The organism is Novosphingobium sp. DS6-6 (genome assembly GCF_057784975.1).
On the sequence record NZ_JBYNTS010000012.1, the window covers coordinates 41575 to 67742 of the forward strand.

A 26168-nucleotide genomic window follows, 5' to 3' on the forward strand; every position below is an offset into this window, starting at 1 on the left:
GGGAGATGCCGGGCCACGGACATGAGGGACTCTACAGTTGCCGAATTGCTGATGCCTGGTCTGGTCCATCCTCTCGTGGCCATGGCGGCGCTTGCAAGCGCCGCCTTCGGGCCTGCTGCCGTGCCTTTTGCGCCGGTGGCGGAAGCCGTGCCGGGGGCCAGCCTGCCGCAGGCGCTGCGCGACGAAACGAACGGTCCGACCACTGCTGCCGCGCCCGGCCTGAGCTCTGGACTGAGTCCCGGACCGGGCGACGGGGCGGATGCTGGCGGGGCCGTTGTAACGGAACAGCCGTGGGGCCAGGTGCGGATCGAACAGCGCCTGATCATCCGCATCACGCCCGGCGTGGGGCGCGACATGCCGCCGCCCCCGCCCATGGCCCAGCCCACGCTGCTTTCGCGCGGCCGGCGCGGCAGCGGTTCGTGCGTGGCGCTGGGCGGGATTGCCGCGATCGGGCCATCGGCGTCTGACGGGCAGATCGTGCTGCTGCTGCGCGATCGCCGCCAGGTTCTGGCCAGCCTGGAAAAATCGTGCAGCGCCCGTGATTTCTACGTCGGCTTTTATGCCGAACGCAGCGGCGATGGCATGCTGTGCGCCGGGCGCGACACGATCCATTCGCGCGCCGGCGCCACTTGCGGAATCACCCGCATCGAGGAAATGCAGCGTTAGCGATGATCGTCCGCGCCTTTCCTTGACTTTCCGATGCGTTTCGGCATAGCGGGCGCTTGTTGACTAACGGGCCATGGCCGGCCCGGCCCGGTGGCTGCGACCGATGGCGGCGGCGCGTACAGGGCGCCGCGCTGCCGGACGCGTGGCCGCCCTGCTTTCGGAACATTGCATGAAATTTGCCGATCTCGGCCTCTCTGATGAATTGCTAAGGTCGGTAATCGACGCCGGCTATGACGAGCCGACTCCGATCCAGGCCCAGGCCATCCCTTCGGTGCTGATGATGCGCGACATCATCGGCATTGCCCAGACCGGCACGGGCAAGACGGCCGGCTTCGTGCTGCCGATGATCGACATCCTGGCCCACGGCCGGCGCCGTGCCCTGATGCCGCGCTCGCTGATTCTCGAGCCGACCCGTGAACTGGCCGCCCAGGTGGCGGAGAATTTCGAGAAATACGGCAAGAACCACGATCTCAAGATGGCGCTGCTGATCGGCGGGGTGCAGATGGGAGACCAGGTCAAGGCCTTGCAGGACGGCGTCGACGTGCTGATCGCCACGCCCGGCCGCCTGATGGACCTGTTCGAGCGGGGCAAGATCCTGCTCACCGGCTGCGAACTGCTGGTCATCGACGAGGCGGATCGCATGCTCGACATGGGTTTCATTCCCGATATCGAGCATATCTGCTCCAAGCTGCCGGCCCAGCGCCAGACTCTGTTGTTTTCGGCAACGATGCCGCCGCCGATCAAGAAGCTGGCCGATCGCTTTCTGACCAATCCCAAGTCGATCGAGGTGGCGCGCCCGGCCAGCACCAATATCAATATCGCCCAGCACAAGGTGAAAGTGGCGGCCCGCGCCAAGCGCGAGACGCTGCGCCACCTGCTGCGGACCGACAACGTTTCCACCGCGATCGTCTTCTGCAATCGCAAGACCACTGTGCGCGAGCTGGCCAAGAGCCTGAAACAGCATGGCTTTGCCGCCGGGGAAATTCATGGTGACATGGATCAGCCGGCGCGGCTGGCCGAATTGCAGAAGTTCAAGGACGGCGCGATCAACATTCTCGTCGCGTCCGATGTCGCGGCGCGCGGGCTTGACGTCAAAGGCGTAAGCCATGTGTTCAACTTCGATACGCCCTGGCATCCTGACGACTATGTCCACCGCATCGGCCGCACGGGCCGGGGCGGCGCCACCGGGCGTGCGTTCACGCTGGTCAGCCCGGAAGATGCCGAAGCGATCGAGAACGTCGAAAAGCTGACCGGCAGCCCGATCCCGGTCATGGCGCTGGATACGGGGGCCGAAGAACCGGCCGAACGGCCGGTGCGCAAGACCCGTGAAAGACCGGCAAGGGCCGAAAAGGCCCCCGGCGGGAAAACCGGGCGCCGCCGGAAAGACGAGGCGGCCGACCCGCTCATCGACTCTGCCCCTCCTGAACCCGCGGCCCGCGTTCAGGCGCCGCGTGATTCCGCCCGTCGCCGCGATCACCAGGCCGAGCCGCCTTCCGCGCCCGGCGAATGGAACGGTCCGGTTCCCGCGTTCCTGCACGTGTCGGCGCTGTAAAGGGCGGCAGCCGGGCGGGAAAAATATCCGGCGTTCATCAAGCTGTCATCTCATGATGGCGGGAGAAGGGCAGGGCGCCGCACGGGCGGCGTTCGTTCTCTGCAGGATGTCCGCCATGCAATTCCATCGCCGCCAGATCATCAAGACCGCCATGCTCGGCACCGGCGCGCTGCTCCTGCCCGATTGGGGCCGCGCGGCCGATCTGCTTGCCGCACGGGGTTTCACGCATAGCGTGGCGAGCGGCGAGCCGGGTGCGCACGACATCCTGCTATGGACGCGCTATGTCCCGGCCGATGGTGGCCTGGCCGACGTGGCGGTGGAACTTTCGGAAAGCGCAGACTTCGTGCATCCCATTGCCGGCGGCGCGATGCAGACCGGCCCCTGGCGGGATCACACGGTCAAGATCGTCGCCACCGGCCTTGCCCCGGCACGCACCTATTTCTATCGTTTCATCGCGCCCGATGGCACAAGATCGCCGGTCGGCCGCACGCGCACCCTGCCGGCCGACGGGCAGCAGCCGTGGCGCGCGGCGGTGTTTTCCTGCTCCAACCTGGGCTTCGGCTGGTTCAACGCCTATGCCCATGCGGTCCAGGCCGATGCGTTCGACTGCACCATTCACCTGGGCGACTATTTCTATGAATATGCACCGGGTCTCTATCCGGAGCCCAAGGATACCCTGGCCGGGCGCGTCATGCTGCCCAATGCCAATACCGTGCACGTTGCCGATTACCGCCTGCGCTATGCCAGCTATCGCGCCGATCCCGATCTTCAGGCGCTGCATGCCCGCTATCCGATGATCGCGCAGTGGGACGATCACGAAAGCGCCAACGACAGCTGGGCCGGCGGGGCAGAGCACCATGATCCGGCTGCCGAAGGCGATTGGGGCGCGCGCAAGGAGGCCGCGATGCAGGTCTACCGCGAATGGATGCCGGTGAGCGAAGCGCCCTGGAAAGCCTATGACATCGGTGGCCTTGCCACGCTTTTCCGCACTGAAACCCGCCTGCTTGGCCGCACCCGCCAGCCCGACGTGAGCCCGCTGTTCAAGGCGGCCGATCCGCTGGCCGCGCTCAAGGCCTTTCATGACGGCGCCTGGCAGGATCCCGCCGCCACGATGCTGGGCAGCGAGCAGGAAGCCTGGCTGGCGGGCGCCATGCAGGCCTCCGTCAGGAGCGGGCGGCCCTGGCAGATCGTGGGCTTCGGCACGATCATGGGCGAAACGGCGATGCCCGCCAGCGCGCGCGATTGGGTGCGCGGCGGCTCGGCGGAAGCGACGCGGTTTGTGGAAACCGGGATCCTTGCCGCTCAGGCGGGCCTGCCGTTCAACTATGACAGCTGGGGCGGCTATCCCGCCGCGCGCGCCCGCTTCCTGCGCAATGCCCAGGCGATGGGCGGCAATACCGTGGTCATCTCGGGCGACAGCCACAATGCCTGGGCCTATAACCTGCGCCAGGACGGCAAGGCGGCAGCGGTGGAATTCGCCGGCCAGTCGGTCACCTCGCCCGGCTTCGAGCACGACGTGGCGGTGGCGCCGCAGACGCTGGCAGCGGGGCTGGTGTCGGGCAATCCCGAGCTTGCCTGGTGCGACACCGCGCGGCGGGGCTACATGGCGCTGACGGTCAGCGCCCAGGCCGTGAGCAACGCGTGGGTCATGCTCGATACCATCGCCCAGCGCAGCACGGCGGCGCGTGTCGGCCATCGCGCCACGGTGCGGCTGGGCCGCCGCGCGCTCGACACCTGATCCGCCTGATCCGCGCCGGTGCCGCCGGGCATTGCCATGGCGGCACCAGATCAGGGCGGGACGGGTTCAGGCGGGCCTGACGAAACTGTCGATCACGCGCTTCTCGCCGGCCGTATCGAAATGAATTTCCAGCTTGTTGCCTTCCTGGCGGGCCACGACGCCGTAACCGAACTTGTCGTGAAACACCCGCGCGCCCACGGCCAGATCGCCGCGCGGGGTGCCGGCAAAACTGGCCGCACTGCGGGTGTTTTCGGCAATCCGGCGCGGTTTGGGGTCATAGAGCTGGGCCGCCGCGCGCTGCCAGCCGGGGCCGCGCGCGCTGGCTTTCACCGGGTTGGCGCGGGCCACTTCGGCAAAGGGATCGCTCACCTCGCTCCAGCTGGCGCGCCACATCGAAGCGCCGCCCGACAGCGTGGTTTCCTGCTCGATGTGCTCGACCGGCAGTTCGGCAATGAAGCGCGAGGGGATCGCGCTGGTCCACTGGCCATAGATGCGGCGGTTGGCGGCGTGCAGAATGGTGCAACGCCGCCGCGCCCGGGTGATCGCCACATAGGCCAGGCGGCGCTCTTCCTCCAGGCTTGCCAGCCCGCCTTCATCCAGCGCGCGTTGCGAGGGGAACACGCCTTCCTCCCAGCCGGGCAGGAACACCTGGTCGAATTCCAGTCCCTTGGCCGCGTGGATGGTCATGATCGTGACCTTCTCGTCGCTCGCGGCGGCTTCGTTGTCCATCACCAGGCTGACATGTTCCAGGAAATCGCCCAGCGTTTCATATTCTTCCATCGCGCGGACGAGTTCCGACAGATTTTCCAGGCGGCCGCTGGCCTCGGCCGTCCTTTCCGCCTGGAGCGCGGCGGTATAGCCGCTTTCGTCAAGGATGGTACGCGCCAGTTCGGCCGGAGACAGCGTGGCAACCTGATCGCGCCAGCGCAGAAAATCGCGCACCAGCGCCAGCAGGGTGTTGCGCGCCCGGGCTGGCAGTTCGTCGGTATCGGCGATTTCGTAAGCCGCGCGCAGCAGGGGCACCTGGGCGGCGCGGGCAAAGCGAAACAGCTTTTCCAGCGTCTTGTCGCCCAGGCCGCGCTTGGGCGTGTTGTAAATGCGTTCGAAGGCCAGATCGTCCGACGGCTGGCCCACCAGGCGCAGATAGGCCAGGGCATCGCGGATTTCCGCGCGCTCGTAAAAGCGGAAGCCGCCGACGATGCGGTAGGCCAGGCCGATCTGGATGAAGCGGTCTTCGAATTCGCGGGTCTGGAACTGCGCCCGCACGAGTATTGCCACCTGGTTCAGCCGGCAACCTTCGCGCTCGAGCCGTTCGATCTCTTCGCCCACGCGGCGGGCTTCCTCGGGCGCGTCCCACACGCCGATTACCCGCAGCTTGTCGCCGCCGTTGCGCTCGGTCCACAGCTGCTTGCCCAGCCGCTCGGCATTTTCGGCGATCAGGCCCGATGCCGCCCCCAGGATATGCGGCGTGGAGCGGTAGTTCTGTTCGAGCCGGATCACTTTCGCGCCGGGAAAATCCTTTTCAAAACGCAGGATGTTGGCCACTTCCGCCCCGCGCCAGGAATAGATTGACTGATCATCGTCACCCACCACGCAGATGTTCCGGCGCACCTGGGCCAGCAGCCGCAGCCACAGATACTGCACCGCGTTGGTATCCTGGTATTCGTCGACCATGATATAGCGGAAGCGGTCCTGCCATGCTTCCAGCACATCACGGTGCTGGCGGAAAATCGTCAGCATGTGCAGCAGAAGATCGCCGAAATCACAGGCGTTCAGTGTGCGCAGGCGATCCTGGTAGAGGCGATAGAAATGCGCGCCCCGCCCGTTGGCATAGGCTTCGTTCTCGCTGGCGTCGAGCGCGTCGGGGCCGAGCCCGCGATTCTTCCAGCGGTCGATCAGCCCGGCGAGCTGCTTGGCCGGCCAGCGCTTGTCATCGATGCCTTCAGCCTGGATCAGTTGTTTCAGCACGCGCAACTGATCGTCGGTATCGATAATGGTAAAGGCACCGGTCAGCCCGACCAGCTCGGCATGGCGGCGCAGCATCCTGGCCGCGATCGCATGGAACGTGCCCAGCCACGGCATGCCTTCCACCGCCGGGCCGATCAGATGGCCGACGCGCTCGCGCATTTCGCGGGCGGCCTTGTTGGTGAAGGTCACGCACAGGATCTGCGACGGCCAGGCCAGGCGCTGGCGCAACAGATGGGCCAGGCGCGCCGTCAGGGCGGCTGTTTTGCCCGTGCCTGCCCCGGCCAGCATCAGCACCGGGCCATCGGTGGTCTGCACCGCTTCGCGCTGGGGCGGGTTCAACCCGGAAAGCCATGCCGGCTCGGGCGGCGCGGCAGCGGAAGGAGGGGGCATGCTCGTCACTCTGGAACAAGTAGGGAACCTTGCGCGGGCACGCAAGGCGGGATTTCCCCCCGCCGACCGGCGACGTTGCCCGCCGGGGTTCCTGCCCGGGCGCGGTCATTCATCTTGCATACAGCAGGAAATCAACGGCTTGTCCCACAAACGGGGCAGCTCGTTCGGCTGGCCGACAGCGGGTCACATCTGGCCGATCACATGGAACGAAATCGGGGCGTTGGGCGTAACCAAAGCAAATTCTGATCTTGGGAACAGGAGAAAATTCCATGCGAAAGATCATGTCCATCAGCGTTCTTGCGCTGGCCGCCGCGTCCGTACCGGCCGCGCTTCATGCCCAGTCGACAGCCGCCACGCCCCCCGCGGCAGCAGGTGCGGCAACCGCAACGGCGCCGTCCGGCCCATTCACGATGACTACCGAACAAAAGAGCCAGTACGATGCCTGGCCGGCCGATCTCAAGGCCAAGTATGATGCCTGGCCTTCGGCCCAGCAGGAATACTTCTGGTCGCTCGACGTCGATCAGCAGAAGGGCTGGTGGGCAATGAACGACACCCAGCGCGGGCAGGTCTATGCGATGACGCCCGATCAGCGCGCGCAGATCTGGCCGTCGATCGTTGCCCAGGTCCAGGGCCGTGCGACGGCCTCGGCCGCCGGCAGCACCCCGCCGGCACCGGCCGCCGCCGGCACTGACGCGAGCGCAAGCGCGGGCGCCGGGACTGGCGCCAACGCTGGCGCGGCGGGCAGCATGGCCGCCAACGATGCGGCTGCACCCGCGCCCCAGTCGGGCATGGACCAGCAATCCGCGGGCATGAACGACAGCGCCTCGGCTACCGCTGCGACCAGCGGGGCGGGCCAGTATGCCACCAACGACAGCGGCAATGCGGCCACGCCCAAGAAGTATCCGGTGTGTTCGCGCACGGTTACCGACAACTGCCGCAACCGTGGCGGGGTCTGACCGTTAAGCCCCAAGGGTCGCAACGCCGTTTCCCTGCGCACGGGAAACGCGCAACGGGAAGGGGTGCCGGGCAGACCGGCACCCCTTTTTTCGCCAGCGCCCTTCTTGCCGCCAGAATGCAACCACCAGAATGCGGCCACCAGTGTGCAGCCACCAGTGTGCAGGGGGTGACAGTCTTCTTGACAAGCGCCGGCGCGGCGGGAACGTCGCTGGGGTGATGACCTTTGCCATGCACCCCGTTCGCCAGCACGCGCGCGTCCTTGTCGCCAGCCTCGTGGGCACGGCGGTGGAATTCTACGATTTCTACATCTATGCGACTGCCGCGGCGCTGGTGATCGGGCCGCTGTTCTTTCCGGCGCAAGCGCCCGAAGCGCAGGTCCTGCTCTCGTTCATGACCTTTGGCCTGGCGTTCGTGGCGCGGCCCGTGGGGGCAATCGCCTTTGGCCATTTCGGAGACCGGGTCGGGCGCAAATCCACTTTGGTGGCCAGCCTCATGCTGATGGGTGGATCGACGCTGCTGATCGCTTTCCTGCCGACTTATGCGATGGCCGGTGCCTGGGCGCCCGCGCTGCTGTGCCTGCTCCGCTTTGGCCAGGGCCTTGGCCTGGGTGGGGAATGGGGCGGCGCATCGCTGCTGGCGGTCGAGAACGCACCGCCTGGATGGGAAGCGCGTTTCGGCGCGGCACCGCAGCTGGGCGCGCCGTTGGGTTTCCTGTTTGCAAACGGGCTGTTTCTGATTCTGGGAATTGCCCTGCCCGAAGCGGCCTTTGCCAGCTGGGGTTGGCGCGTGCCTTTCCTTGCCAGCGCGCTTCTGGTGGGGCTGGGCCTGTGGGTGCGCCTGAAGATCGGGGAAACCGCCGCCTTCGCCCGCGCGCTCGAGGCGGCGCCGCCGCCAAGGGTGCCGGTCGGGCGCCTGCTGGTCGATCACCCCGGCGCCGTCGCGGCAGGCATTGCCGGCGTGGTGGCCTGCTTTGCCATCTTCTACCTTGCCACCACGTTTGCCCTGTCGTTCGCCACCACCAGACTGGGCTATGCCAAGCAGGAATTCCTGGCCGTGCAACTGGGGGCCAATGTCTTCCTCGCCGCGGGGATCGCCTTCGCCGGCTGGTGGGCCGACAAACGGGGCGCGGCCGCCGTCCTGCGCGTGGGCGCCGCACTGACGGCGCTGGTCGGCCTGGTCTTCGGGCTGGGCCTGGGGTCGGGCTATCTGCCGGTGGTCTTTGCCACCCTGGCGCTCGCCCTGTTCGTGATGGGGCTGGTCTATGGCCCGCTCGGCGCGTGGCTGCCCACGCTCTATGCCGTGCCCGTGCGCTATACCGGCATTTCCATCGCGTTCAACGCGGGCGGGATCATCGGCGGGGCGTTGGCGCCCTTTGCCGCGCAGGCGCTGGCCTTGCGCGGCGGAACGGCCAGCGTCGGCCTGTTCCTGACGGTAGCCGGGGCCGTCACACTGGCAGGGGTGATCCTGGCGCCCAGGCCGGCCCCGCGCTGACGCGCCTGGTGTCAGCCCCTGGTTTTGAGGCGCAGCAGAGTCAGCCGCGCCTTGCCCACCTTGCGTTCGCTCTCCACCTCGCAGGCCTTGATCTGCGGCACTTCGTCGGCATGGGTTTCAAGGCTGACCCACGTGCCCGCGCCGATCCAGCCCAGCCGCACCAGCTTGTCCACCGCCACCGCGCCCGCGCCGGTGCCATAGGGCGGATCGAGCAGGATCAGGTCCAGCGGTTCCCTGACCGGCCCCAGCGATAGCACCGAAGCGGCGCGCACGTCGGCCTGCGCCTGTGCCCGGAACGCGGCCAGGTTGGCCCGGATCGCGCGCACTGCGGCGGCATCCTGCTCGACGAACAGGCAATGCGCCGCCCCGCGCGACAGGGCTTCCAGCCCCAGCGCGCCCGATCCGGCAAACAGATCGGCCACTTTGAGCCCGTCGAAACTGCCCAGCCGGCTGGTCAGCATCGAAAACAGCGTTTCGCGCGTGCGGTCAGAAGTTGGGCGGGTCGTCTCGCCGGCGGGCGCATTCAGCTTGCGGCCGCGCCATTGCCCGGAAATGATACGCATCCGTTCAATTTTCCGTCTTGAGCGGGGCAGACCCGATTTTCAGGGTCTTGCGAAAGCGCTCGACCAGGATCTGCGGCACTTCCTCGGCCCCGCCGCGCGGCAGGTCGGCCAGCTCGAACGGGCCATAGGCGGTGCGCAGCAGGCGCGAGACCTGCAGGCCGAGATGTTCGAGCACCCGGCGCACTTCGCGGTTCTTGCCTTCGGTGAGAGTCATTTCGATCCACTGGTTGCGGCCGGTGCGCCGCTCCATGTTGGCGTCGATCTGGCCATAGCGCACGCCGTCGATCTCGATCCCTTCGATCAGCTCTTCCAGCCGCGCCTGGGAGATGTCGCCAAAAGTGCGGGCGCGATAGGTGCGGGCGATGCCCATGGCGGGCAGTTCCAGCGCGCGCTTCAACTCGCCGTCGTTGGTCAGCAGCAGCAGGCCTTCGGTATTGAGGTCGAGCCGCCCTACCGGCATGACCCGGGGCGTCCCGGGGGGCAGGGCGTTGCGCAGCGCATTGTAGATCGTCGGTCGCCCCGCCGGATCGCGTTCCGCGGTAATCAGGCCGGCAGGCTTGTGGAAGCGGAACACCCGCGTCGGGGCCGCGGCCTCGACCGGTTTGCCGTCAACGCTCACACCTTTGAGATTCTTGAGAATCGTCGCAGGCGTGGTGACCGGTTGATCGTTCAGCCGCACGCGGCCTTCGGCGATCAGGCGCTCCACCTCGCGGCGCGAGGCCACGCCGGCGCGGGCCAGCAGCTTGGCGATGCGTTCGCCTTCGCGGCCCTCCTCGCGCGGCTGAGCGGGCACGGCCGTTGCCGGTTTCGCGCCGGGCCGGGGCGTGCGATTGGCGATCTTGAACGGACGGTCGCCCTGCGGCCGGCTGAGCGAGCGGGCCTGGGCCGCGCCGCTGGGGCGCTCATCGCCGCGCTTGGCAGCCGGTTTGGGGTGAAGCTTGCCTTCGATCTTGCCCTTGATCTTGCCGTCGCTCAGGGCCGGCTGGGGCTTGCTTCCCCCGCGCGGGGGCCGCTTGCCATCGGAAGGGGGCGTGCGCGCGGTCTTGTCGGAAGCGGCGGGCCGTCCCGGGCGGCCGCTCCTGCCTTTGGGGGGAAGTGTCATCGCCGGGGCAATAGACGATCGGCCCGTCCACCACAACCGTCACCCCGGGCTTGACCCGGGGTCTCGCTTGGTTTCTCGTGGCGCGAGACGGCTGCGGATATGGGATCGCGCCGGTCTGCCAGCGACGAAGAGGGAGCATCAGCACCGATGACCATGGCGCCCGCGCAACGCAATCTGTGGGTTTCGGTGCGACCTTATCTGGAGCGGGAGTCGCTGGCGGCGTTCTTCCTTGGCCTGTCATCAGGCTTTCCCTACTCGATGATCGGGGCAACCCTGGTCACCCGGTTGGCGCAGGACGGGATCGACAAGAAGACGGTGACGGCCTTCACGCTTGCCTTTCTGGTCTACAATCTCAAGGTTTTCTGGGCGTGGCTGGTCGATGGCGTGCATTTGCCGCTGCTGGGCAGGCTGGGTCAACGCGTCTCGTGGATGCTGCTGACGGGATCGCTGGTGATCGCGGCGGTCACCAATCTTGCGCTGGTCGATCCGGCGGCAGACCTTGGCGCCACGGTCCTGGCCGCGATTCTGGTGGGCGTGGCCGGGGCGACGTTCGATATCGTGATCGATGCCTATCGCATCGAGACGCTCAAGCCTTACCAGCTGGGCACGGGATCGGGCATGAGCCAGTACGGCTGGCGCATCGGCTCCGCCGGTGCCGGCGCACTGGCCCTGCTGATGGCGGCCCGATTCGGCTGGAGCGCGGCCTACCTGGCCTGTGCGCTGTTTGCGCTTCCGGCCATGCTGACCGCACTGATCCTGGGCGAGCCCGAACGGCACCGCGAACCGGCGGCGCGCAAGGGGGTGAGCGAGGTCGTGGCATCGCTGGTCGGCCCGTTTGGCGAGTTTTTCAGGCGCAACGGCGCTTGGCTGGTCCTGTTGTTCATTCTTGTCCACAAGGTGGGCGATACGCTGGCCAATCTCACGTTCCGCCTGCTCTTCGAAGACTTGCGGTTCACCAATGACGAAATCGCGATCTGGGACGTCGGCGTCGGTTTCTGGGCCTATCTCATCGGCGTGTTCCTGGGCGGCGTGGCCTATGCCCGGATGGGGCTCAAGCATTCCGTCCTGCTTGCGCTGGTGCTGATGGGCGTTTCCAACCTGTCGTTCGCGGCGCTGGCGGCGGCGGGCCATTCCAACCTGGGCCTGGCCAGCGCGATCGGCTTTGAAAACACCACTTCGGGCTATGGCGGCGTTGTCGTCATCGCGTATTTTTCCGCGCTGTGCGACTTGCGCTATACCGCTGCGCAATATGCGCTGATTTCAGCCGCCGCGAGCATTGTCGGCCGCTTCGTCACCGGCACCACCGCCGGCGCGTTCATCGAGAGCATGGGCTATGTGAATTTCTATCTCCTCACGACGGTGCTGGCGGTGCCCGGCATCGTCCTGTTCTGGTGGATGAGCCGCAGCGGGCTGGTCGATGCGGCGATCGGCACGGCGGGCGGCACGGCGGGCGAAGAAGCGCCGGAGGACAGGTTTTTGACCTGACCACTCAACCCGGCATTTCGCCATTCCGCCGCAAGACGTCGCCCGCGAGATAGAGCGAGCCGACGATCAGCACGTCCCCGCCGGGCGGCAAAGAAGCGAGCGCGGCCTGGACATCGGCGAAGCTGCGCACGGGCAGGTTGGTGTGCGCGGCAAAGTCTTCCGGGCGGTGCGCGTCGTGGCCCGGTGCCGGCACGACCGAGATCGACAGTGCGTGATCTCCCAGAGGGGCAAGGATCGCGCCGGGGTTCTTGCTGGCCAGCATGCCGATGACGACATGCACCGGCGGCTGCGTGGCGAGGTGCCGGGCGATGGCGACCCCGGCATCGGGATTGTGCCCGCCATCGAGCCAGACCGTGCGCCCGCCGGCCAGAACCGTCAGCGGCCCATCGGCCAGCTTTTGCAGCCGCGCCGGCCAGCGCGCGGCCCGGATGCCGGCGGCCATGGCCTCGGCGCTTACCGACAGGGCATGCTGATGGCGCAGCATGGCCACGGCGAGCGCGGCGTTTTCCGCCTGGTGGGCACCGGCCAGCGCCGGCAGGGGCAGGGTCAGTTCGCCGCACACATCGCGATAGCGGATTGCGCCATCGACACTGGCATCATCGACACTGGCGTCCCAGGCCTGGCCGCGCGCCAGCACCGGCGCGCCGTGCGATGCGGCGGTATCGGCCACGGTCTGCCCCGCCTGGCCGGCATAGGCCAGCGTCACCAGCGGCACGCCGGGCTTGGCGATGCTCGCCTTTTCGAAAGCGATCCGTGCCAGGGGGTCGTCGTATGCGCCGGGCGGCAGTGCCGGATCGGGCGCAAGCAGGAACGCTTCGTGATCTAGGCCCAGCGTGGCGAGGCCCGAACAGGCGGCCGTCGGCAGGATATTGGTGGCATCGAGCCGCCCCCCCAGGCCGGTTTCGATCACGCAGGCATCGGCTGGCACCCGGGCGAAGGCCAGCAACAAGGCCGCGGTCGTGACTTCGAAAAAGCTGGGCGCCAGATCGGGCTCCGCCGCGTCGAGCGTTTCCTTGAGCAGCGCGGCCAGCATGGCATCGTCGATCAGTTGCCCGGCCAGGCGGATGCGTTCATTATAGCGCACCAGGTGTGGCTTGGTGGCGGTGTGGACGCGCAGGCCCTGCGCTTCGAGCATGAAGCGCAGATAGGTGCAGGTGGAGCCCTTGCCGTTGGTACCGGCGACGTGGAACACCGGGGGCAGGCGGTCCTGCGGATTCCCCAGCCGCGCGCAGAGAGCACGTACCGTGTCGAGGCCCAGGCGCCCCTGCGGCAGCGACAGCGCGGCCAGCCGATCGAGCTGGGCCTGTACCGCCCGGTCTTCGGATATCGCGAAATCCTTCACGAGAACCCTCTCTCACCCCGGCCCCGCCGGCTGCCGTTCCGGCTTCAGGCCGCCCGTGCCGCCATGAGATAGTCGATCGTTTCGGCCAGAGTGGCGCGCAGGTTGTGGCGGTGCACGACCATGTCGATCATGCCGTGGGCGTGCAGATATTCCGCGCGTTGAAAGCCTTCGGGCAGCTTTTCGCGGATCGTGTCCTGGATCACGCGCTGGCCCGCAAAGCCGATCAGCGCCCCCGGTTCGGCAATCTGGATATCGCCGAGCATGGCATAGCTGGCCGTGACGCCGCCGGTGGTCGGATCGGTCAAGACCACGATGTAGGGCAGGCCGGCCGCATGGAGGCGGCTGATCGCCACGGTGGAGCGGGGCATCTGCATGAGCGAGAGAATGCCTTCCTGCATGCGCGCGCCGCCCGCGGCGGTGACGGCGACATAGGGGCATTTCTCACGGATCGCGCGTTCGGTGCCGGCGATGAAGGCATTGCCCACGGCCATGCCCATCGATCCGCCCATGAATGCGAATTCCTGCACGCCGACCACGGCTTTCTTGCCTTCGATGCGGCCGACCGCGTTGGTCAGCGCATCGGGATGCGGGTTGGCGGCGCGCGCCGCCTTGATCCGGTCGGTATACTTCTTGGTGTCGCGGAACTTGAGAGGGTCTTCCTTGACCTTGGGCGCGGGCAGCAGGACAAAGCCCGGGTCCATCAGTTGCGCCAGGCGCGTATCGGCGCCGATGCGGCCATGGTGATCGCAACGCGGACAGACCGACTGGTTGTCTTCATATTCCCTGGTGAAGAGCATCTCGCTGCACGAGGGGCATTTGATCCAGAGGTTGTCGGGCGTGTCCCGCTTGGGGGTGAAAGGCAGCGCGTTGCGAACGCGGTTGATCCAGCTCATGCCAATTCCTTTCGCGCCGCATGCACCGCCGTGCGCAGGGCGGCCACCAGATCGCGTACCGGGCCGGCGGCCTCGGCGCCATGTTGCGCAACCAGATCGACCAGCGCCGAGCCTACGACGACGCCGTCGGCAACCGCGGCAATGCCGCCGGCCTGTTCGGGCGTGCGCACGCCAAAGCCCACGGCGACGGGAATCGTCGCCGTCTGCTTGATCCGCGCCACGGCCGCCTCGATCGAGGCAAGCGCGGCCGATTGCTTGCCGGTGATCCCGGCCACTGAAACATAATAGAGGAACCCGGCCGAACCATCGAGCACGGCGGGCAGGCGCGCGGCATCGGTCGTGGGCGTTGCCAGGCGGATCGGCGCGATGCCGCGGGCGCGCAGCGCCGGGCCAAGCTCGGGGTCTTCCTCGCTGGGAATGTCGACGCAGATCACCCCGTCCACGCCGGCATCGGCGCAGGCATCGGCGAACCATTCCGCCCCGCGGGTGATCATCGGGTTGGCATAGCCCATCAGCACCAGTGGCACATCGGGGTGGCGGGCGCGGAAATCGCGAGCAATGGCGAGAACGTCGGCTGTTTTCGTGCCAGCCGCCAGCGCGCGCAGGTTGGCGGCCTGGATCGCCGGGCCATCGGCCATGGGATCGGTGAAGGGCATGCCCAGCTCGATCACATCGGCCCCGCCTTCGACCAGCGCGTCGAGAATGGCAGGCGTCGCCTGCGGCGCGGGATCGCCGGCGGTGACGAAGCAGACCAGCGCGGCGTGGCCTTTGGCAAAGGCGGATTGCAGGCGGGTCATCAGGCCTTCTTCCCGTTCGCGAACAGGGTTGGGAGAGAAGCTGTCCGCGTGTCTGCCAACGCCTGCAAGAGCATTTTCAAAACACCTTCCATAATCGCCATCATGCCCGAACCGGTGGAGCGCACTACGTGATTTGCGCCGGGATGCAAAGAGCCGCTTCCCGGCATCGTCACCCTGGCTCAGGCCCGGGGTGGCGGCGGCAGTGGGAAAAATCGCTCAGGACAGCTCGACCCCCAGGTGCTGAGCAACCGAAAAGATATCCTTGTCGCCGCGGCCGCACAGGTTGGCGAGGATGATCTGGTCCTGGCCCATCGTCGGCGCCAGCTTCCTGACGGCGGCGATGGCATGGCTGGGCTCGAGCGCGGGAATGATGCCTTCGGTGCGGCACAGCAGCTGGAAGGCGTCGAGCGCTTCATTATCGGTCACTGCGGTATAATCGACGCGGCCGATGTCGCGCAGCCAGGCATGCTCGGGGCCGATGCCGGGATAATCGAGCCCAGCGCTGATCGAATGGCCTTCGGTGATCTGGCCGTCCTCGTCCTGCAGCAGATAGGTCTTGTTGCCGTGCAGCACGCCGGGGCGCCCGCCGGCGAGCGAGGCGGCATGTTCCCTGTCAAGGCCGTGGCCGGCCGCTTCGACGCCCAGCATCTTGACCGAGGGATCGTCCAGGAACGGGTGGAACAGGCCGATGGCGTTGGACCCGCCACCGATTGCGGCGACCAGAATATCAGGCAGGCGGCCCGTGCGGCTGAGCATCTGCGCGCGCGCCTCGCGGCCGATCACGCTCTGGAAATCGCGCACCAGCTCGGGATAGGGATGCGGGCCGGCGGCCGTGCCGATGATGTAGAACGTGTCGTGCACGTTCGCCACCCAGTCGCGCAGCGCCTCGTTCATCGCGTCCTTGAGCGTTCCGGCGCCCGCCGTTACCGGTACCACCTGCGCGCCCAGCAGCTTCATGCGGAACACGTTGGGCTGCTGGCGGGCCACGTCGGTCGCGCCCATGTAGACCACGCAAGGCAGGCCAAAGCGCGCGCAGACCGTGGCGGTTGCCACGCCGTGCTGGCCCGCTCCGGTTTCGGCGATGATCCGGGTCTTGCCCATGCGCAGCGCCAGCAGGATCTGGCCGATGCAGTTGTTGATCTTGTGCGCGCCGGTGTGATTGAGTTCGTCGCGCTTGAACCAGACTTGCGCGCCGCCGAGTGCCTCGGTGAGCCGCGGCGCGAAATAGAGCGGACTGGGCCGGCCGACATAATGTTCGAGCAGGTCGTCGAACTCGGCCTGGAAGCCCGCGTCGGCCTTGGCCTTGCGATATTCGGTTTCAAGATCGAGGATCAGCGGCATCAGCGTTTCGGCAACGTAACGGCCGCCGAACTGGCCGAAATGGCCACGCTCGTCGGGCTGGTTGCGGAAGCTGTTGGGTGTCTGGACGGTCATGCCCGTGCGCTTGGCAGAGGGCAGGGCGCTTGTCCAGATTCGTGGTCCGGCGCGGACGGGCCGGGCGGGGGGGCAGCCGCTGACCGGCGTGACGAGTCCCCTGCATTTCGGACGAAGCATATTTCCTTAAATTGCGCAGCGGTGCGTTCATCCTGGCGTAATGTGGAGGGATTAGAGGGGGCGCTGCAACGTCGTGAAGGCGGTCTCGCTATGAGGCCGCCTTTTATTTTTGATTTTTACTGTAATCAGTAAGGCTTTCTATTTGTTCATATTCCAACAATGCTTTCTATATTGTCAGAAACTGTGGCAAAAATGCAATGCTTACAGTGTTAGAGTCAGAAATATGACAACTGCTACTTGTTGATGACTGCATTGAAGCCTAGTTGCCCAGCGACCGCCACAATAAACGGCGGCCCGAATGCAAGGAGGTTTGTTATGCGTCTCGTTCTTCTCGCCCTGGCCGGCAGTCTGGCTGGAGCCGTACCGGCCATGGCCAACGAGGTCCGCGTCGAAGCCCACAGCGGCGTGCTGTGGAACCGCGACGTCACCGATGCGACGGCGGGTGTCGCGGTCGGCTATGATTATGATCTTGGCCCGGCGGCCTTCGGCGGCGCCGAAGTTTCGGCCGACAAGGTGCTGAGCGGCGTTACCAAGCGTGTGTCGGTTGGCGTGGCGGGCCGCCTGGGTGCCAATCTTGCCGGAACCAAGCTCTATGCCGTGGGCGGCTATGCGACCGAGCCCTGCAGCGATTGCGGTGGATCATGGAACGTGGGTGCCGGCCTGCAGAAGTCGTTCCTGAACAAGTTCTACGGCAAGGTGGAATATCGGCATTATATCGCCGACGGCAGTTTCGGAAACCGCGACGCGGTAACGGCCGGTGTCGGCCTGAAGTTCTGACCGGTTCATCGGGCGGGCGGCGCGCAAGCGTCGCCTGCCTGTATCCGCCGCCGATATTCGTGGCCGACATTCCCGGCGCGCGATCAGGCCGCGCGTGCTGCCTGGCAAAAGGCCTTGATCAGGCCGGCATCCTTGATGCCCGGCGCGCTTTCCACGCCCGACGAGACGTCGACCAGCATGGCACCTGTCCGGCGCACCGCATCGGCCACGTTATCGGGGCCCAGCCCGCCGGCCAGGCCCCAGGGCGCCGCGCCGCGATAGGCCGCGATCAGGGACCAGTCGAACACCAGCCCCAGCCCGCCGGGCGTGGCCGCGCCCTTGGGCGCCTTGGCATCGAACAGCAGCAGATCGGCCGCACCCTGATAGCGCGATGCTGCGGTCACGTCGGCCGAGGCGGCGATCGACAGCGCTTTCCACACCGGCAGGCCGAACCGCGCGCGCAGCGCAGCCGTGCGCTCCGGCGTTTCCCGGCCGTGAAGCTGCAGCACATCGAGCCGGGCGGCCGCGACTGCATCGGCGATCACGGCATCGTCGGCATCGACGAACAGGCCGACCAGGCGGCTGCGCCCGGCATTGCGGGCGCCCAGCGCGGCGGCATCGCGCAGCGTCAGATGGCGCGGGGAGGGGGGGAAGAACACCAGCCCCGCGAACTCGGCGCGCGCGGCAAGCGCGGCGTCGAGCGCGGCAGCGGAATTAATTCCGCAGATCTTGATGGCCGGGGCTGGCATGATCGGCTCATGTGGCGCTTTGCTTATTGCGGCGCAAGCTCGAACGTGACCATCACATTGGCGGTCACGTCCATTTCCCCCGCCGCCACCGGGCTGGGTGCAGAGGCCATCATCATCTTGTCCGCCCGGGCATAAAGCACCTGGGGCTGGGGCGCCCAGCCGCCGGCTTCGCTGATCGTCAGGATACGCCGGACTTTGAGGCCGGCGGCACGGGCATAGAGCTCGGCACGGGCGCGGGCTTTGCCGATCGCTTCGACCCGGGCTTCGTCCATCGCGGCGTCCGGCTTGTCGAGCTGGAAGCTGGGGCCGCTGACTTCGTTGGCACCGGCCTTGACCAGGGTATCGATCACCTGGCCATAACGGGCAAGATCGCGCTGCCTGACCTGTACCTGGTTGGTGGCGCGATAGCCCACGATCACCGGATCGCCTTCGGCATTGCCATCGGGCTGGCGCTTCTGCTGGCCATAAACCGGGCTGACCGACAGATTGCTGGTCTGCATGTCGCGTACGGCGACTCCGCTGGCCTTGAGTGCCGCCATCGTGGCGTTCATCGCCGCCGCGTTGGCCGCGAGAGCTTCGCTTGCCGTGCGGCCCTGGCTGGTGACACCGGCAGTGAACAGGGCCAGATCGGGCACGCGCGTGCTGCGGCCCTGCGCTTCCACGCTGAGCACGGTGTTGCCAGGGCTGACCACCGGGGCCGTCTGCACCGCCTGGGCAGCGGCGGGAACGGCCAGCCCGGCAAGCGGCAGGGCGGAAAGGCTGGCGGCAAGGATCAGGCGCTTCATCGGGACGATCTCCGTTTGTGACGCGATCGACTTGGGCGAAGCGAGCTTGCGGCGTGCTGAACCGTTTGCCGTCCCAAGATTCAGGGCCGAGGTTCAGGGCCGAGGTTCAGGGCCGAGGTTCAGGAAAGTGCGCGTTCGAGCACGACCATGGCGAAATCGCTGCGATCGGAAAGCGGAAAAGGCCGCGTCTCGCCCGTGCGGACATAGCCGCGGCGTTCGTACCAGGCGATCAGTTCGCCACGCCGGTCGATCACGGTCATCTCGATGGCGCGGGCGCCCAGGCCGGTGCGCGCTTCGCTGTCGCACTGCGCCAGCAAGGCGCGGCCAAGGCCGGCGGCCTGCACGTCGGGATCGACGCAGAGCATGCCGAGATAGGCTTTGCCGTTCGGCAGCGCGGCCAGCGTGACCGTGCCGATCAGCGCGCCATCGGGCCCTTGCGCCACGATCACGCGCTTGCCGGGATCGGCAAGGCTGGCGGCAAGGCCGGCATCGGACGTGCGCTCGTCATCGAACAGGTCGGCTTCGTGCGTCCAGCCCTGGCGGGCCGTATCGCCGCGATAGGCCCGTTCCACCAGGCGGCGCAGGGCGGGCAGATCGTCAAGCCTCGCCAGACGAAACGCAGCGGCATGGTCCGGCATGGATCAGAGCGTTGCCTCGATCGCGCGGGCGGCGGCAACCGGGTCTTCCGCCCGGCTGATCGGGCGGCCGATGACCAGGCACGAGGCCCCGGCATCGCGGGCGGCACGCGGGGTCACCGCCCGTTTCTGGTCTCCCAGCGCGGCACCATTGCCCTGGGCAGGGCGCAGGCCGGGCACCACGAAATAGCCGTTCTTCCAGCGGCGATGGACCTCGCCCACCTCGTGGCCCGAGCATACCACCCCGTCGAGGCCCGATTCCCGGGCCAGGTCGGCCAGGCGCAGCACCTGATCGTGCGACGATCCGCCGATGCCGGCGCGGGCGAGATCGGCATCGTCAAGGCTGGTCAGCACCGTGACCCCCACGACTTTGCAGTTCTCCCCGGCGGCGGCCTTGGCATCTTCCATCATCGCGCGGCCGCCGGCGGCATGGATCGTGACGATGGCCGGCTGCAGCACATGGATCGCCTGCATGGCGGCCGTCACGGTGTTGGGAATATCGTGCAGTTTCAGGTCGAGAAAGATCGGCAGGCCGATCCTGGCCATTTCCAGCACGCCATGATGGCCGTGGGCGCAGAAGAATTCGAGGCCCAGCTTCAACCCGCCCACATGGTCTTTCACTTTCTGCCCCAGGGCCACGGCGGCATCGAGGCGGGGCACGTCGACGGCAAGAAAGATCGGGTTGCTCACGGCTGGTTATCCGGCTGGGTTGCGGGCGTGGCGGCATCGGCGGAAGAATAGCTGCCGGTCTGGCTGCCTGTCTGGTTGACAGCCTGGCTGACCAGGCTCGATTCCAGCGTGGCGATGCGCCGTTTCAGACGCCAGCGGCGCAGGCGCCCCGCCGCCCAGGGGGGGACGAAGCCGGCCAGGAAAAAGACCAGCGCGAGAAAGCCCACCGGCCAGTCGAAATGCAGATACCCCGCGCCATAGGGCCAGAAATTGACCCGCGCGGTTTCCGCGTTCATGGCGATGAACGCCGCGAAAGCCGCCGCCAGGGCCAGCCACAAGACGATGCGGATCTGCTTCATGGGCGACGCGCCATCCTTCCATCCGCCGCGCGGGTGCGCGGCCGGCAAAGCTTAGGCAGATTGCAGGGCAAGCGCCAGCACTTGCATTATTCCCCGAAAATGCGGGCAAAGATCGTGTCCACCGCTTTGAAATGATAGTCGAGGTTGAACTTGTCCTCGATCTGCTGCGCGGTCATCGCCCGGGTGACGTCGGCATCGGCCTTGAGCAGTTCGAGCAACGAGAGCCGGCCATCGGATTCCCACACTTTCATCGCATTGCGCTGAACCAGGCGATAGGCCTCGTCGCGCGTGACGCCGGCCTGGGTGAGGGCCAGCAGCACGCGCTGGGAATGCACCAGGCCGCCCATGCGATCGAGGTTCTTCTGCATGCGTTCGGGATAGACCACCAGCTTGTCCACCACCGAAGTCAGCCGCGCCAGCGCGAAATCGAGCGTGATCGTGGTATCCGGCCCGATAAAGCGTTCGACCGAGGAATGCGAAATGTCGCGTTCGTGCCACAGCGCCACGTTTTCCAGCGCCGGGGTGACGGCCGAGCGCACCATGCGCGCCAAGCCCGTGAGATTCTCGGTCAGCACCGGGTTGCGCTTGTGCGGCATGGCCGACGAACCCTTTTGCCCGGGCGAAAAATATTCCTCCGCCTCGAGCACTTCGGTGCGCTGAAGATGGCGCACTTCCACGGCCAGGCGCTCGATCGAGCTGGCGATCACGCCCAGCGTGGCAAAGAACATGGCATGGCGATCGCGCGGGATCACCTGGGTGGAAACCGGCTCTACCGCCAGGCCCAGCTTTTCGGCGACATATTCCTCCACCGCCGGATCGATGTTGGCAAACGTGCCCACCGCGCCGGAAATGGCACACGTGGCGATCTCGGCGCGGGCATTGACCAGGCGGGCACGGCAGCGGGCGAATTCGGCATAGGCTTCGGCCAGCTTCTTGCCGAACGTGGTCGGTTCGGCATGGATGCCGTGGCTGCGGCCTATCGTGGGCGTATACTTGTGTTCGAGCGCGCGGCGCTTGATCGCGGCGAGCAGCGCATCGAGATCGTCGAGCAGAATGTCGGCAGCGCGGGCCAGCTGGACCGCCAGCGTGGTATCGAGCACGTCGGAACTGGTCATGCCCTGATGCATGAAGCGCGCTTCCGGGCCGACCTGCTGTGCCACCCAATCGAGGAAAGCGATCACGTCGTGCTTGGTCACCGCCTCGATCGCGTCGATCGCGGCCACGTCGATGGCAGGACTTGTGGCCCACCAGTCCCACAATGCCCTGGCCCCGCTTTCGGGCACCACGCCCAGTTCGCCCAGCTTCTGCGTGGCGTGCGCCTCGATCTCGAACCAGATGCGATAGCGCGCTTCGGGCTCCCAGATCGCGGTCATCGCGGGGCGGGCATAACGGGGGACCATGTTCGTACTCCGGTTTGGCGGATAGGCAGGCTTGCCCAGCCCGCTAGGGGCGGGCGGCCGGTAACGCAAGGGCCTGGCCGCCTGCCCGGCCCCGAGGACCGGATCGCAGCCCAGCAAGCCGCCCGCGGCCGACGTCTCACCCCGGCAAAACGCGGCCCGAAGCGGAAAGCTCACGATGCGCAGAGTTAAGTATGCTGTCCTCGAAACTCCCGCAGAGTTAAGTATACTGTCCCCAGAGTTACTCTGCCTGATGCCCAATCATGTGCACATCATCGCCGTGCCCCCGCGATGCAGATGCGCTGGGACGAAGCGGGGCCAAAGCCGAAGGATATTGGGGGTTTACGCACCTGTCACCGTAATTCCGCCACCGCCTGCTTCGCCAAGGCTTCTGCCCGCGCCGCCTCCGCCCGGCGCGCCTCCTCCAGCGCCTTTTTCGCCCGTCGCTGGGCCAAGGCGCTGAGGTCCGCTCGCTGGACGCGGAGCAGGCTTATTCCGCCCGATCCCGGCTGTTCCGGCTCCAGCAAGTGCGCGACGCTGTGATTGCTCTTCGCGCGCCAACGGACGAGGCACAGCGGTTCTACCTCGATCAGCACATCGGTGCGCTGTCACAGGGCTTCCTCGGTGGCATCGGCCTCGCGGCGAAGCGCGGCACGTTGGCGGGCAAGCTGTATAATCGCCTGATCGTGTTCCGCCTCCAGTTCCGCGATGACCTCGGTAAACAGCGCGCGCGCTTCGTCGGATGTGTCCGCCATGCGTCGTCGCCGCCGCAAGTCGGCAATCTGCAAATCGACTTCGCGGGTGCGTGCGGTGGCCTTGGCTTCCAGCGCCTCGATATTCCGCTGTGCGCGGTCATAGAGCGCGGCAAGGCCGGTGTTCATCTCGCGCTGCCAGCGGGCGTAGAAAGCGCCTTCTTCCTCGCACAACAGGTCATCGAGGATTTCGGGCGGTTCCTCATAGCAATGATCGAGCCGATCCCAGCGGCATTGAGTCAGGTGCGTCGCCCGCCATGCTGGGATGGGCGTTTCATAGTCGTCGCAGGCGGCGATCAGCTTGCCCCGCAATAGGTCATGCTCGCTTTGGATCGTGGCGCGCGCGACGAGCAACCAGCCGGATTGGCCCCGGAAACCTGCAATATGGGTCCATGAATCCTCGTAGGAATCGAGATCGAGTTCGAGACATTTAGGAGATTGTCCGAACTCCGGGAACACGCCCTCAAGCAGCCTTGGCCTGATCGGTCGCCATCGCGCCGGGAGTCACTGTCCAGCGCACGGTGAACAATTCTTCCAGCCGGGGTTCCTTGTTCAACAAATCCGAGAACGCATCAAGCTTCTCGGTAATCTCCTTGCCGATCTGCTTCTTGACCTCGAATTGGCTCATTTTCAGGTCATCGCGCGCGTCATTCTTCTTTTTAACTTCGCGCATCAATGCGACCTTATCCTCCATGCTCAGGCTGGGGGACAGCTTCTGCCGCTGCAAATCCTTTAGTTCGGCATCAAGCGTGGCAATCTGCGACTCAATCTCAATTTCCATGTCGCGGGCGTAGCGGTTGAGCCGCTCATCCTCTTCGATCAGCCATTTGTAGTTGTCCTGCTTCATCCGTTCGGAGAAGTGGCCGAACTCGAAATCCTGGAGCTGGGACAGACGAGCGGCGGGTATGTCTCCGGCCTGCCCGCCAGATAGGGCGGGGGCCAGCATAATCTTGTCGCAGACGGGCGGGGGGACCATCTCGCCCCCATCGGTTTCGCCGACAACAATGATTTCCTCACGCTCCGCACCCGGCGTGGGCATCACGGCTTTAAACGCGCGCAGCCAGCCGGATTGGCCCGCCAGTTCCACGACGCCGCCAAGCTGGCCCGCATAGGCATAGGCGGTCGGATCGAAGATTATCGCTTCCGCACCTTCGCTCAGCACGCGCGCCTTCGCCCGCTCGATCAGGTCATTGCCCAAACCTTCATTGGCGCGGAAAAACTGCCAGTCGTTTTCGTCCGCTAGCGGCCATTTCGTTGTCCACTGCTTACCGTCCCAAGCAAAATCCTCGCTGTCAGGGTGCGGGAACACGGCGTCGGGCAATTCGGCCTTAGCGAGCATCAACAGGCGTTGCTTGAAGTCCGGCACGATGATCGCCAGCGCCTCGTTGCGGCGGTGGAGCTTGGCGACAACATCGCCGTCCATATTTTCCAGCACCTTCGCGCGGGCCGCTTCAAGGTCGGCGGTGATGCTGTCCTGAATCCGGGCTGTCAGTTCGTCAAACTCGCGATCCGCTTGCTCATCGGAACGGACCTTCTGCATGATCCGCAGCACTTCCTTTTCAAAGTCGATGCCATCGGTGAGGATGCCCAGCACCTCGTCGCTGGACCCGAATACGCCGTCGAACAGGTGCAGCTTTTGTTCCAACAGTTCATGGATGCGAGCTTCCGCCCGGTTCTTCATGTTGAGCATGTTAACGACGGTGACATCGACCAACTGCCCATACCGATGGCAACGACCAATCCGCTGTTCTACGCGCTGCGGGTTCCACGGCAGGTCATAGTTGATGAGAAGCGAGCAGAATTGGAGGTTGATGCCCTCCGCCCCGCTTTCGGTGGCGATCAGGATGGTCTTTTCGTCGCTCTTGAAGGCTTCAACGATGGCGGCCTTCATATCCGCTGTTTTCGATCCTGAAATGCGGTCGGTCCCGGCGTGACGCGCCTTCCATTCCGCATAAACCGCCCGGCTCTCATCATCGTTGTTCGAGCCGTTCATCAGGACAATCTGGCCCGCATAACCGTTGTCGGTCAGCAGTTGATTCAGGTATTTTTGTGTCCGCACGCTTTCGGTGAAGATCACCGCCTTGCGCTTGCCGCCCTTGGCCTTGATCTCGTCCAGCACGCCGGGGAGGTTGTGGACCAGCTTCTCGCCTTTGGCATTGATGCCGATGGACTGGGCAAGGTCACGCATCCCCTCTACCAGCGTTATCTCCGCCGCCAGCTTGACCGGATCAAGCGGCGGCTCCTCGCCGCCGTCCGCGTCGTCATCGTCCAGCGTCTCGCGTTCCTCGTCAAACGTGTCCTCGAAATCGTCCGTCATGTCGGGGGCGGCGCGCTGCTTGCTGCGGAGCCGTTGCAGTAGCGTATCCAGATAGCTCGCGACCGCGCGCGTCGATGACCCAAGGCTTTTGCGGGCTTGAAGGACCACAAGCGCATTCGTCCGCCCGCCATAGGCGATGGTGTCGGTATCTTGCAGATAGGCCGAAAGCATCTCGTAGAGCGTCGTTTCCTGATCGTAAGGTTCAAATTTGAAGGTGACTGCATGGCGCTGGCGGAAGTTGATATGCCCGGCTTCCTGCACCTGACGGCGCAATGTGCGATGACAAATCGAGTTCAGGCGTTCGCGCAACATCTCCTGCGATGCAGGGGTGGAGGCACCAGCATATTGCGTGCGGAAGGCATTCTCGCCGCCGAAATGCGTGTCGTCGATCATCGACACGATGCCGTATAACTCCATCAGCGAGTTTTGCAGCGGGGTGGCGGTCAAAAGGATTTTGAACGCACCATCGACAGCTTGCTTGAGCGCCTTCGCCCCCTTTGCGGTGTTCTTCCGGTGGACGTTACGGAGGCGGTGAGCTTCGTCAAACACCACGAGGTCCCAGCGAATCGCATGGATTTCGTCCGCCTTGCGGGCCGCGAACTCATAGGAAGAAATGAGGATGCCACCGGCAACCTCAAATGGTCGCGCTAGTCCGCCCTTCTTCAAGTCGCCGTAGGTCCGGGCTTCGAGAATCTGGCTTCGCAGTGAAAACTTGTCGAACAGTTCCTGTTGCCATTGCTTCCGAAGCGATGCGGGGACGATTAGCAGGATGCGTTTTTTCTGCTCCGCCCATTTCTGAGATATGACAAGTCCGGCCTCAATCGTCTTGCCAAGTCCTACTTCGTCAGCAAGCAAAACGCCTTTGGCATACGGGGCTTTAAGCGCGAAAAGCGCGGCATCGACCTGGTGAGGGTTCATCTCCACTCGTGCCGAAGTCAACGAGCGAGTAAACGCATCTTCAGCGGTGCCCGACGCGGTCAGGCGATGGGCGTGATAGTGTGACTGAATTGGTAGATATGTGGGCTTGTTGCTCATTGCCCCCTCCGACGAAGGCAAACGCAACGTTTCGAGACGAGTAGCTTTCGCGGCGCATCAACGGTTATTGCTATTCCCAGTCGCGCCACTTCAACCCCCGATCAGCTACCATCCACTCCAGCTCGCCTAAGTGTTGGCTGAGACGGGTGATTTTGGCAATTGGAAGCTGATCCGACCCTAACCGTCGGCGTGATTGGGATTGCCAGCCATCGCCGC

The 26168-nt window shown here is 65.8% G+C and carries 23 protein-coding genes; 7 read left to right on the forward strand and 16 right to left on the reverse strand.

Features of this window, described 5'->3' with window-relative positions:
* Positions 1–21: 21 nt before the first annotated feature.
* The 3 genes from AC3EDY_RS13585 to AC3EDY_RS13595 all read left to right on the forward strand — a co-directional run bounded on the left by AC3EDY_RS13585 (position 22) and on the right by AC3EDY_RS13595 (position 3956).
* Positions 22–666, forward strand: a complete 645-nt coding sequence (locus AC3EDY_RS13585; protein WP_488573037.1) for a hypothetical protein — start codon at positions 22–24, stop codon at positions 664–666.
* A 169-nt stretch (positions 667–835) separates the two neighbouring features.
* On the forward strand, positions 836–2218 hold the full coding sequence (locus tag AC3EDY_RS13590) for a DEAD/DEAH box helicase (protein ID WP_488573038.1): 1383 nt from the start codon (positions 836–838) through the stop codon (positions 2216–2218).
* Between the two features lie 115 nt (positions 2219–2333).
* Complete coding sequence (locus AC3EDY_RS13595; protein WP_488573039.1) at positions 2334–3956, forward strand: alkaline phosphatase D family protein; 1623 nt, start codon at positions 2334–2336, stop codon at positions 3954–3956.
* Positions 3957–4022: 66 nt separating this feature from the next.
* Here the strand turns inward: AC3EDY_RS13595 and AC3EDY_RS13600 are convergent, their stop codons facing one another.
* Complete coding sequence (locus AC3EDY_RS13600) at positions 4023–6314, reverse strand: ATP-dependent helicase (protein WP_488573040.1); 2292 nt, start codon at positions 6312–6314, stop codon at positions 4023–4025.
* Between the two features lie 281 nt (positions 6315–6595).
* Between AC3EDY_RS13600 and AC3EDY_RS13605 the strand changes: the two genes are divergently transcribed.
* On the forward strand, positions 6596–7270 hold the full coding sequence (locus AC3EDY_RS13605; RefSeq protein WP_488573041.1) for a hypothetical protein: 675 nt from the start codon (positions 6596–6598) through the stop codon (positions 7268–7270).
* Positions 7271–7487: 217 nt separating this feature from the next.
* Positions 7488–8762, forward strand: a complete 1275-nt coding sequence (locus tag AC3EDY_RS13610; protein ID WP_488573042.1) for an MFS transporter — start codon at positions 7488–7490, stop codon at positions 8760–8762.
* An 11-nt stretch (positions 8763–8773) separates the two neighbouring features.
* Here AC3EDY_RS13610 and rsmD read toward each other — a convergent pair whose 3' ends face one another.
* A complete protein-coding gene (rsmD, locus tag AC3EDY_RS13615) occupies positions 8774–9325 on the reverse strand; it encodes a 16S rRNA (guanine(966)-N(2))-methyltransferase RsmD (RefSeq protein WP_488573043.1) in 552 nt (183 codons plus the stop codon).
* A gap of 4 nt (positions 9326–9329) precedes the next feature.
* The gene (locus AC3EDY_RS13620) at positions 9330–10427 is read right to left on the reverse strand and encodes a pseudouridine synthase (protein ID WP_488573044.1); all 1098 of its coding nucleotides are present in this window, start codon (positions 10425–10427) and stop codon (positions 9330–9332) included.
* A gap of 147 nt (positions 10428–10574) precedes the next feature.
* On the opposite strand from AC3EDY_RS13620, the gene AC3EDY_RS13625 reads away from it, so the two are divergent.
* Positions 10575–11912 carry an AmpG family muropeptide MFS transporter gene (locus tag AC3EDY_RS13625; RefSeq protein WP_488573045.1) on the forward strand — a complete coding sequence of 446 codons (1338 nt, stop codon included), beginning with the start codon at positions 10575–10577 and terminating at the stop codon, positions 11910–11912.
* 4 nt (positions 11913–11916) lie between these two features.
* Here AC3EDY_RS13625 and AC3EDY_RS13630 read toward each other — a convergent pair whose 3' ends face one another.
* The 4 genes from AC3EDY_RS13630 to trpB all read right to left on the reverse strand — a co-directional run bounded on the left by AC3EDY_RS13630 (position 11917) and on the right by trpB (position 16378).
* The gene (locus AC3EDY_RS13630) at positions 11917–13254 is read right to left on the reverse strand and encodes a bifunctional folylpolyglutamate synthase/dihydrofolate synthase (RefSeq protein WP_488573046.1); all 1338 of its coding nucleotides are present in this window, start codon (positions 13252–13254) and stop codon (positions 11917–11919) included.
* A gap of 44 nt (positions 13255–13298) precedes the next feature.
* Complete coding sequence (gene accD, locus AC3EDY_RS13635) at positions 13299–14147, reverse strand: acetyl-CoA carboxylase, carboxyltransferase subunit beta (protein WP_488573047.1); 849 nt, start codon at positions 14145–14147, stop codon at positions 13299–13301.
* Entirely contained in the window at positions 14144–14944 is an 801-nt protein-coding gene (gene trpA / locus AC3EDY_RS13640) for a tryptophan synthase subunit alpha (RefSeq protein WP_488573048.1), read from the reverse strand. Before trpA ends, accD begins: the two co-directional genes overlap by 4 nt.
* A 216-nt stretch (positions 14945–15160) precedes the next feature.
* The gene (gene trpB / locus AC3EDY_RS13645; protein WP_488573049.1) at positions 15161–16378 is read right to left on the reverse strand and encodes a tryptophan synthase subunit beta; all 1218 of its coding nucleotides are present in this window, start codon (positions 16376–16378) and stop codon (positions 15161–15163) included.
* A 435-nt stretch (positions 16379–16813) separates the two neighbouring features.
* Here trpB and AC3EDY_RS13650 point away from each other — a divergent pair, with 435 nt between their 5' ends.
* A complete protein-coding gene (locus tag AC3EDY_RS13650; protein ID WP_488573050.1) occupies positions 16814–17275 on the forward strand; it encodes an outer membrane protein in 462 nt (153 codons plus the stop codon).
* An 83-nt stretch (positions 17276–17358) separates the two neighbouring features.
* Here the strand turns inward: AC3EDY_RS13650 and AC3EDY_RS13655 are convergent, their stop codons facing one another.
* The 9 genes from AC3EDY_RS13655 to AC3EDY_RS13695 all read right to left on the reverse strand — a co-directional run bounded on the left by AC3EDY_RS13655 (position 17359) and on the right by AC3EDY_RS13695 (position 25952).
* Positions 17359–18003: a phosphoribosylanthranilate isomerase gene (locus AC3EDY_RS13655; RefSeq protein ID WP_488573051.1), complete on the reverse strand. Its 645-nt coding sequence runs from the start codon at positions 18001–18003 to the stop codon at positions 17359–17361.
* Positions 18004–18026: 23 nt separating this feature from the next.
* Positions 18027–18788, reverse strand: coding sequence for an SIMPL domain-containing protein (locus tag AC3EDY_RS13660; protein WP_488573052.1), 762 nt, complete (start codon positions 18786–18788; stop codon positions 18027–18029).
* A 119-nt stretch (positions 18789–18907) separates the two neighbouring features.
* Complete coding sequence (locus AC3EDY_RS13665) at positions 18908–19426, reverse strand: GNAT family N-acetyltransferase (RefSeq protein ID WP_488573053.1); 519 nt, start codon at positions 19424–19426, stop codon at positions 18908–18910.
* 3 nt (positions 19427–19429) lie between these two features.
* A complete protein-coding gene (gene pyrF, locus AC3EDY_RS13670; RefSeq protein WP_488573054.1) occupies positions 19430–20113 on the reverse strand; it encodes an orotidine-5'-phosphate decarboxylase in 684 nt (227 codons plus the stop codon).
* Positions 20110–20451, reverse strand: a complete 342-nt coding sequence (locus AC3EDY_RS13675) for a lipopolysaccharide assembly protein LapA domain-containing protein (protein WP_488573055.1) — start codon at positions 20449–20451, stop codon at positions 20110–20112. Before AC3EDY_RS13675 ends, pyrF begins: the two co-directional genes overlap by 4 nt.
* An 86-nt stretch (positions 20452–20537) precedes the next feature.
* Complete coding sequence (gene purB / locus AC3EDY_RS13680; protein WP_488573056.1) at positions 20538–21851, reverse strand: adenylosuccinate lyase; 1314 nt, start codon at positions 21849–21851, stop codon at positions 20538–20540.
* Between the two features lie 350 nt (positions 21852–22201).
* Positions 22202–22444: a hypothetical protein gene (locus AC3EDY_RS13685; RefSeq protein WP_488573057.1), complete on the reverse strand. Its 243-nt coding sequence runs from the start codon at positions 22442–22444 to the stop codon at positions 22202–22204.
* 12 nt (positions 22445–22456) lie between these two features.
* Entirely contained in the window at positions 22457–23059 is a 603-nt protein-coding gene (locus AC3EDY_RS13690; RefSeq protein WP_488573058.1) for a hypothetical protein, read from the reverse strand.
* A gap of 4 nt (positions 23060–23063) precedes the next feature.
* Positions 23064–25952 (reverse strand): SNF2-related protein, encoded by a 2889-nt coding sequence (locus tag AC3EDY_RS13695; RefSeq protein ID WP_488573059.1) that lies wholly within the window; start codon positions 25950–25952, stop codon positions 23064–23066.
* Positions 25953–26168: the final 216 nt, after the last annotated feature.

Bases quoted from the DNA above. Each gene is read 5' to 3' on its own strand.
- purB (WP_488573056.1), bottom strand. From the start codon at position 21,851: ATGGTCCCCCGTTATGCCCGCCCCGCGATGACCGCGATCTGGGAGCCC.
- AC3EDY_RS13590 (WP_488573038.1), top strand. From the start codon at position 836: ATGAAATTTGCCGATCTCGGCCTCTCTGATGAATTGCTAAGGTCGGTA.
- AC3EDY_RS13655 (WP_488573051.1), bottom strand. From the start codon at position 18,003: ATGCCAGCCCCGGCCATCAAGATCTGCGGAATTAATTCCGCTGCCGCG.
- AC3EDY_RS13660 (WP_488573052.1), bottom strand. From the start codon at position 18,788: ATGAAGCGCCTGATCCTTGCCGCCAGCCTTTCCGCCCTGCCGCTTGCC.
- AC3EDY_RS13625 (WP_488573045.1), top strand. From the start codon at position 10,575: ATGACCATGGCGCCCGCGCAACGCAATCTGTGGGTTTCGGTGCGACCT.
- trpB (WP_488573049.1), bottom strand. From the start codon at position 16,378: ATGACCGTCCAGACACCCAACAGCTTCCGCAACCAGCCCGACGAGCGT.
- AC3EDY_RS13695 (WP_488573059.1), bottom strand. From the start codon at position 25,952: ATGAGCAACAAGCCCACATATCTACCAATTCAGTCACACTATCACGCC.
- AC3EDY_RS13610 (WP_488573042.1), top strand. From the start codon at position 7,488: ATGACCTTTGCCATGCACCCCGTTCGCCAGCACGCGCGCGTCCTTGTC.
- AC3EDY_RS13665 (WP_488573053.1), bottom strand. From the start codon at position 19,426: ATGCCGGACCATGCCGCTGCGTTTCGTCTGGCGAGGCTTGACGATCTG.
- AC3EDY_RS13675 (WP_488573055.1), bottom strand. From the start codon at position 20,451: ATGAAGCAGATCCGCATCGTCTTGTGGCTGGCCCTGGCGGCGGCTTTC.
- AC3EDY_RS13600 (WP_488573040.1), bottom strand. From the start codon at position 6,314: ATGCCCCCTCCTTCCGCTGCCGCGCCGCCCGAGCCGGCATGGCTTTCC.
- AC3EDY_RS13595 (WP_488573039.1), top strand. From the start codon at position 2,334: ATGCAATTCCATCGCCGCCAGATCATCAAGACCGCCATGCTCGGCACC.
- trpA (WP_488573048.1), bottom strand. From the start codon at position 14,944: ATGACCCGCCTGCAATCCGCCTTTGCCAAAGGCCACGCCGCGCTGGTC.
- AC3EDY_RS13605 (WP_488573041.1), top strand. From the start codon at position 6,596: ATGTCCATCAGCGTTCTTGCGCTGGCCGCCGCGTCCGTACCGGCCGCG.
- rsmD (WP_488573043.1), bottom strand. From the start codon at position 9,325: ATGCGTATCATTTCCGGGCAATGGCGCGGCCGCAAGCTGAATGCGCCC.
- AC3EDY_RS13585 (WP_488573037.1), top strand. From the start codon at position 22: ATGAGGGACTCTACAGTTGCCGAATTGCTGATGCCTGGTCTGGTCCAT.
- AC3EDY_RS13620 (WP_488573044.1), bottom strand. From the start codon at position 10,427: ATGACACTTCCCCCCAAAGGCAGGAGCGGCCGCCCGGGACGGCCCGCC.
- AC3EDY_RS13650 (WP_488573050.1), top strand. From the start codon at position 16,814: ATGCGTCTCGTTCTTCTCGCCCTGGCCGGCAGTCTGGCTGGAGCCGTA.
- accD (WP_488573047.1), bottom strand. From the start codon at position 14,147: ATGAGCTGGATCAACCGCGTTCGCAACGCGCTGCCTTTCACCCCCAAG.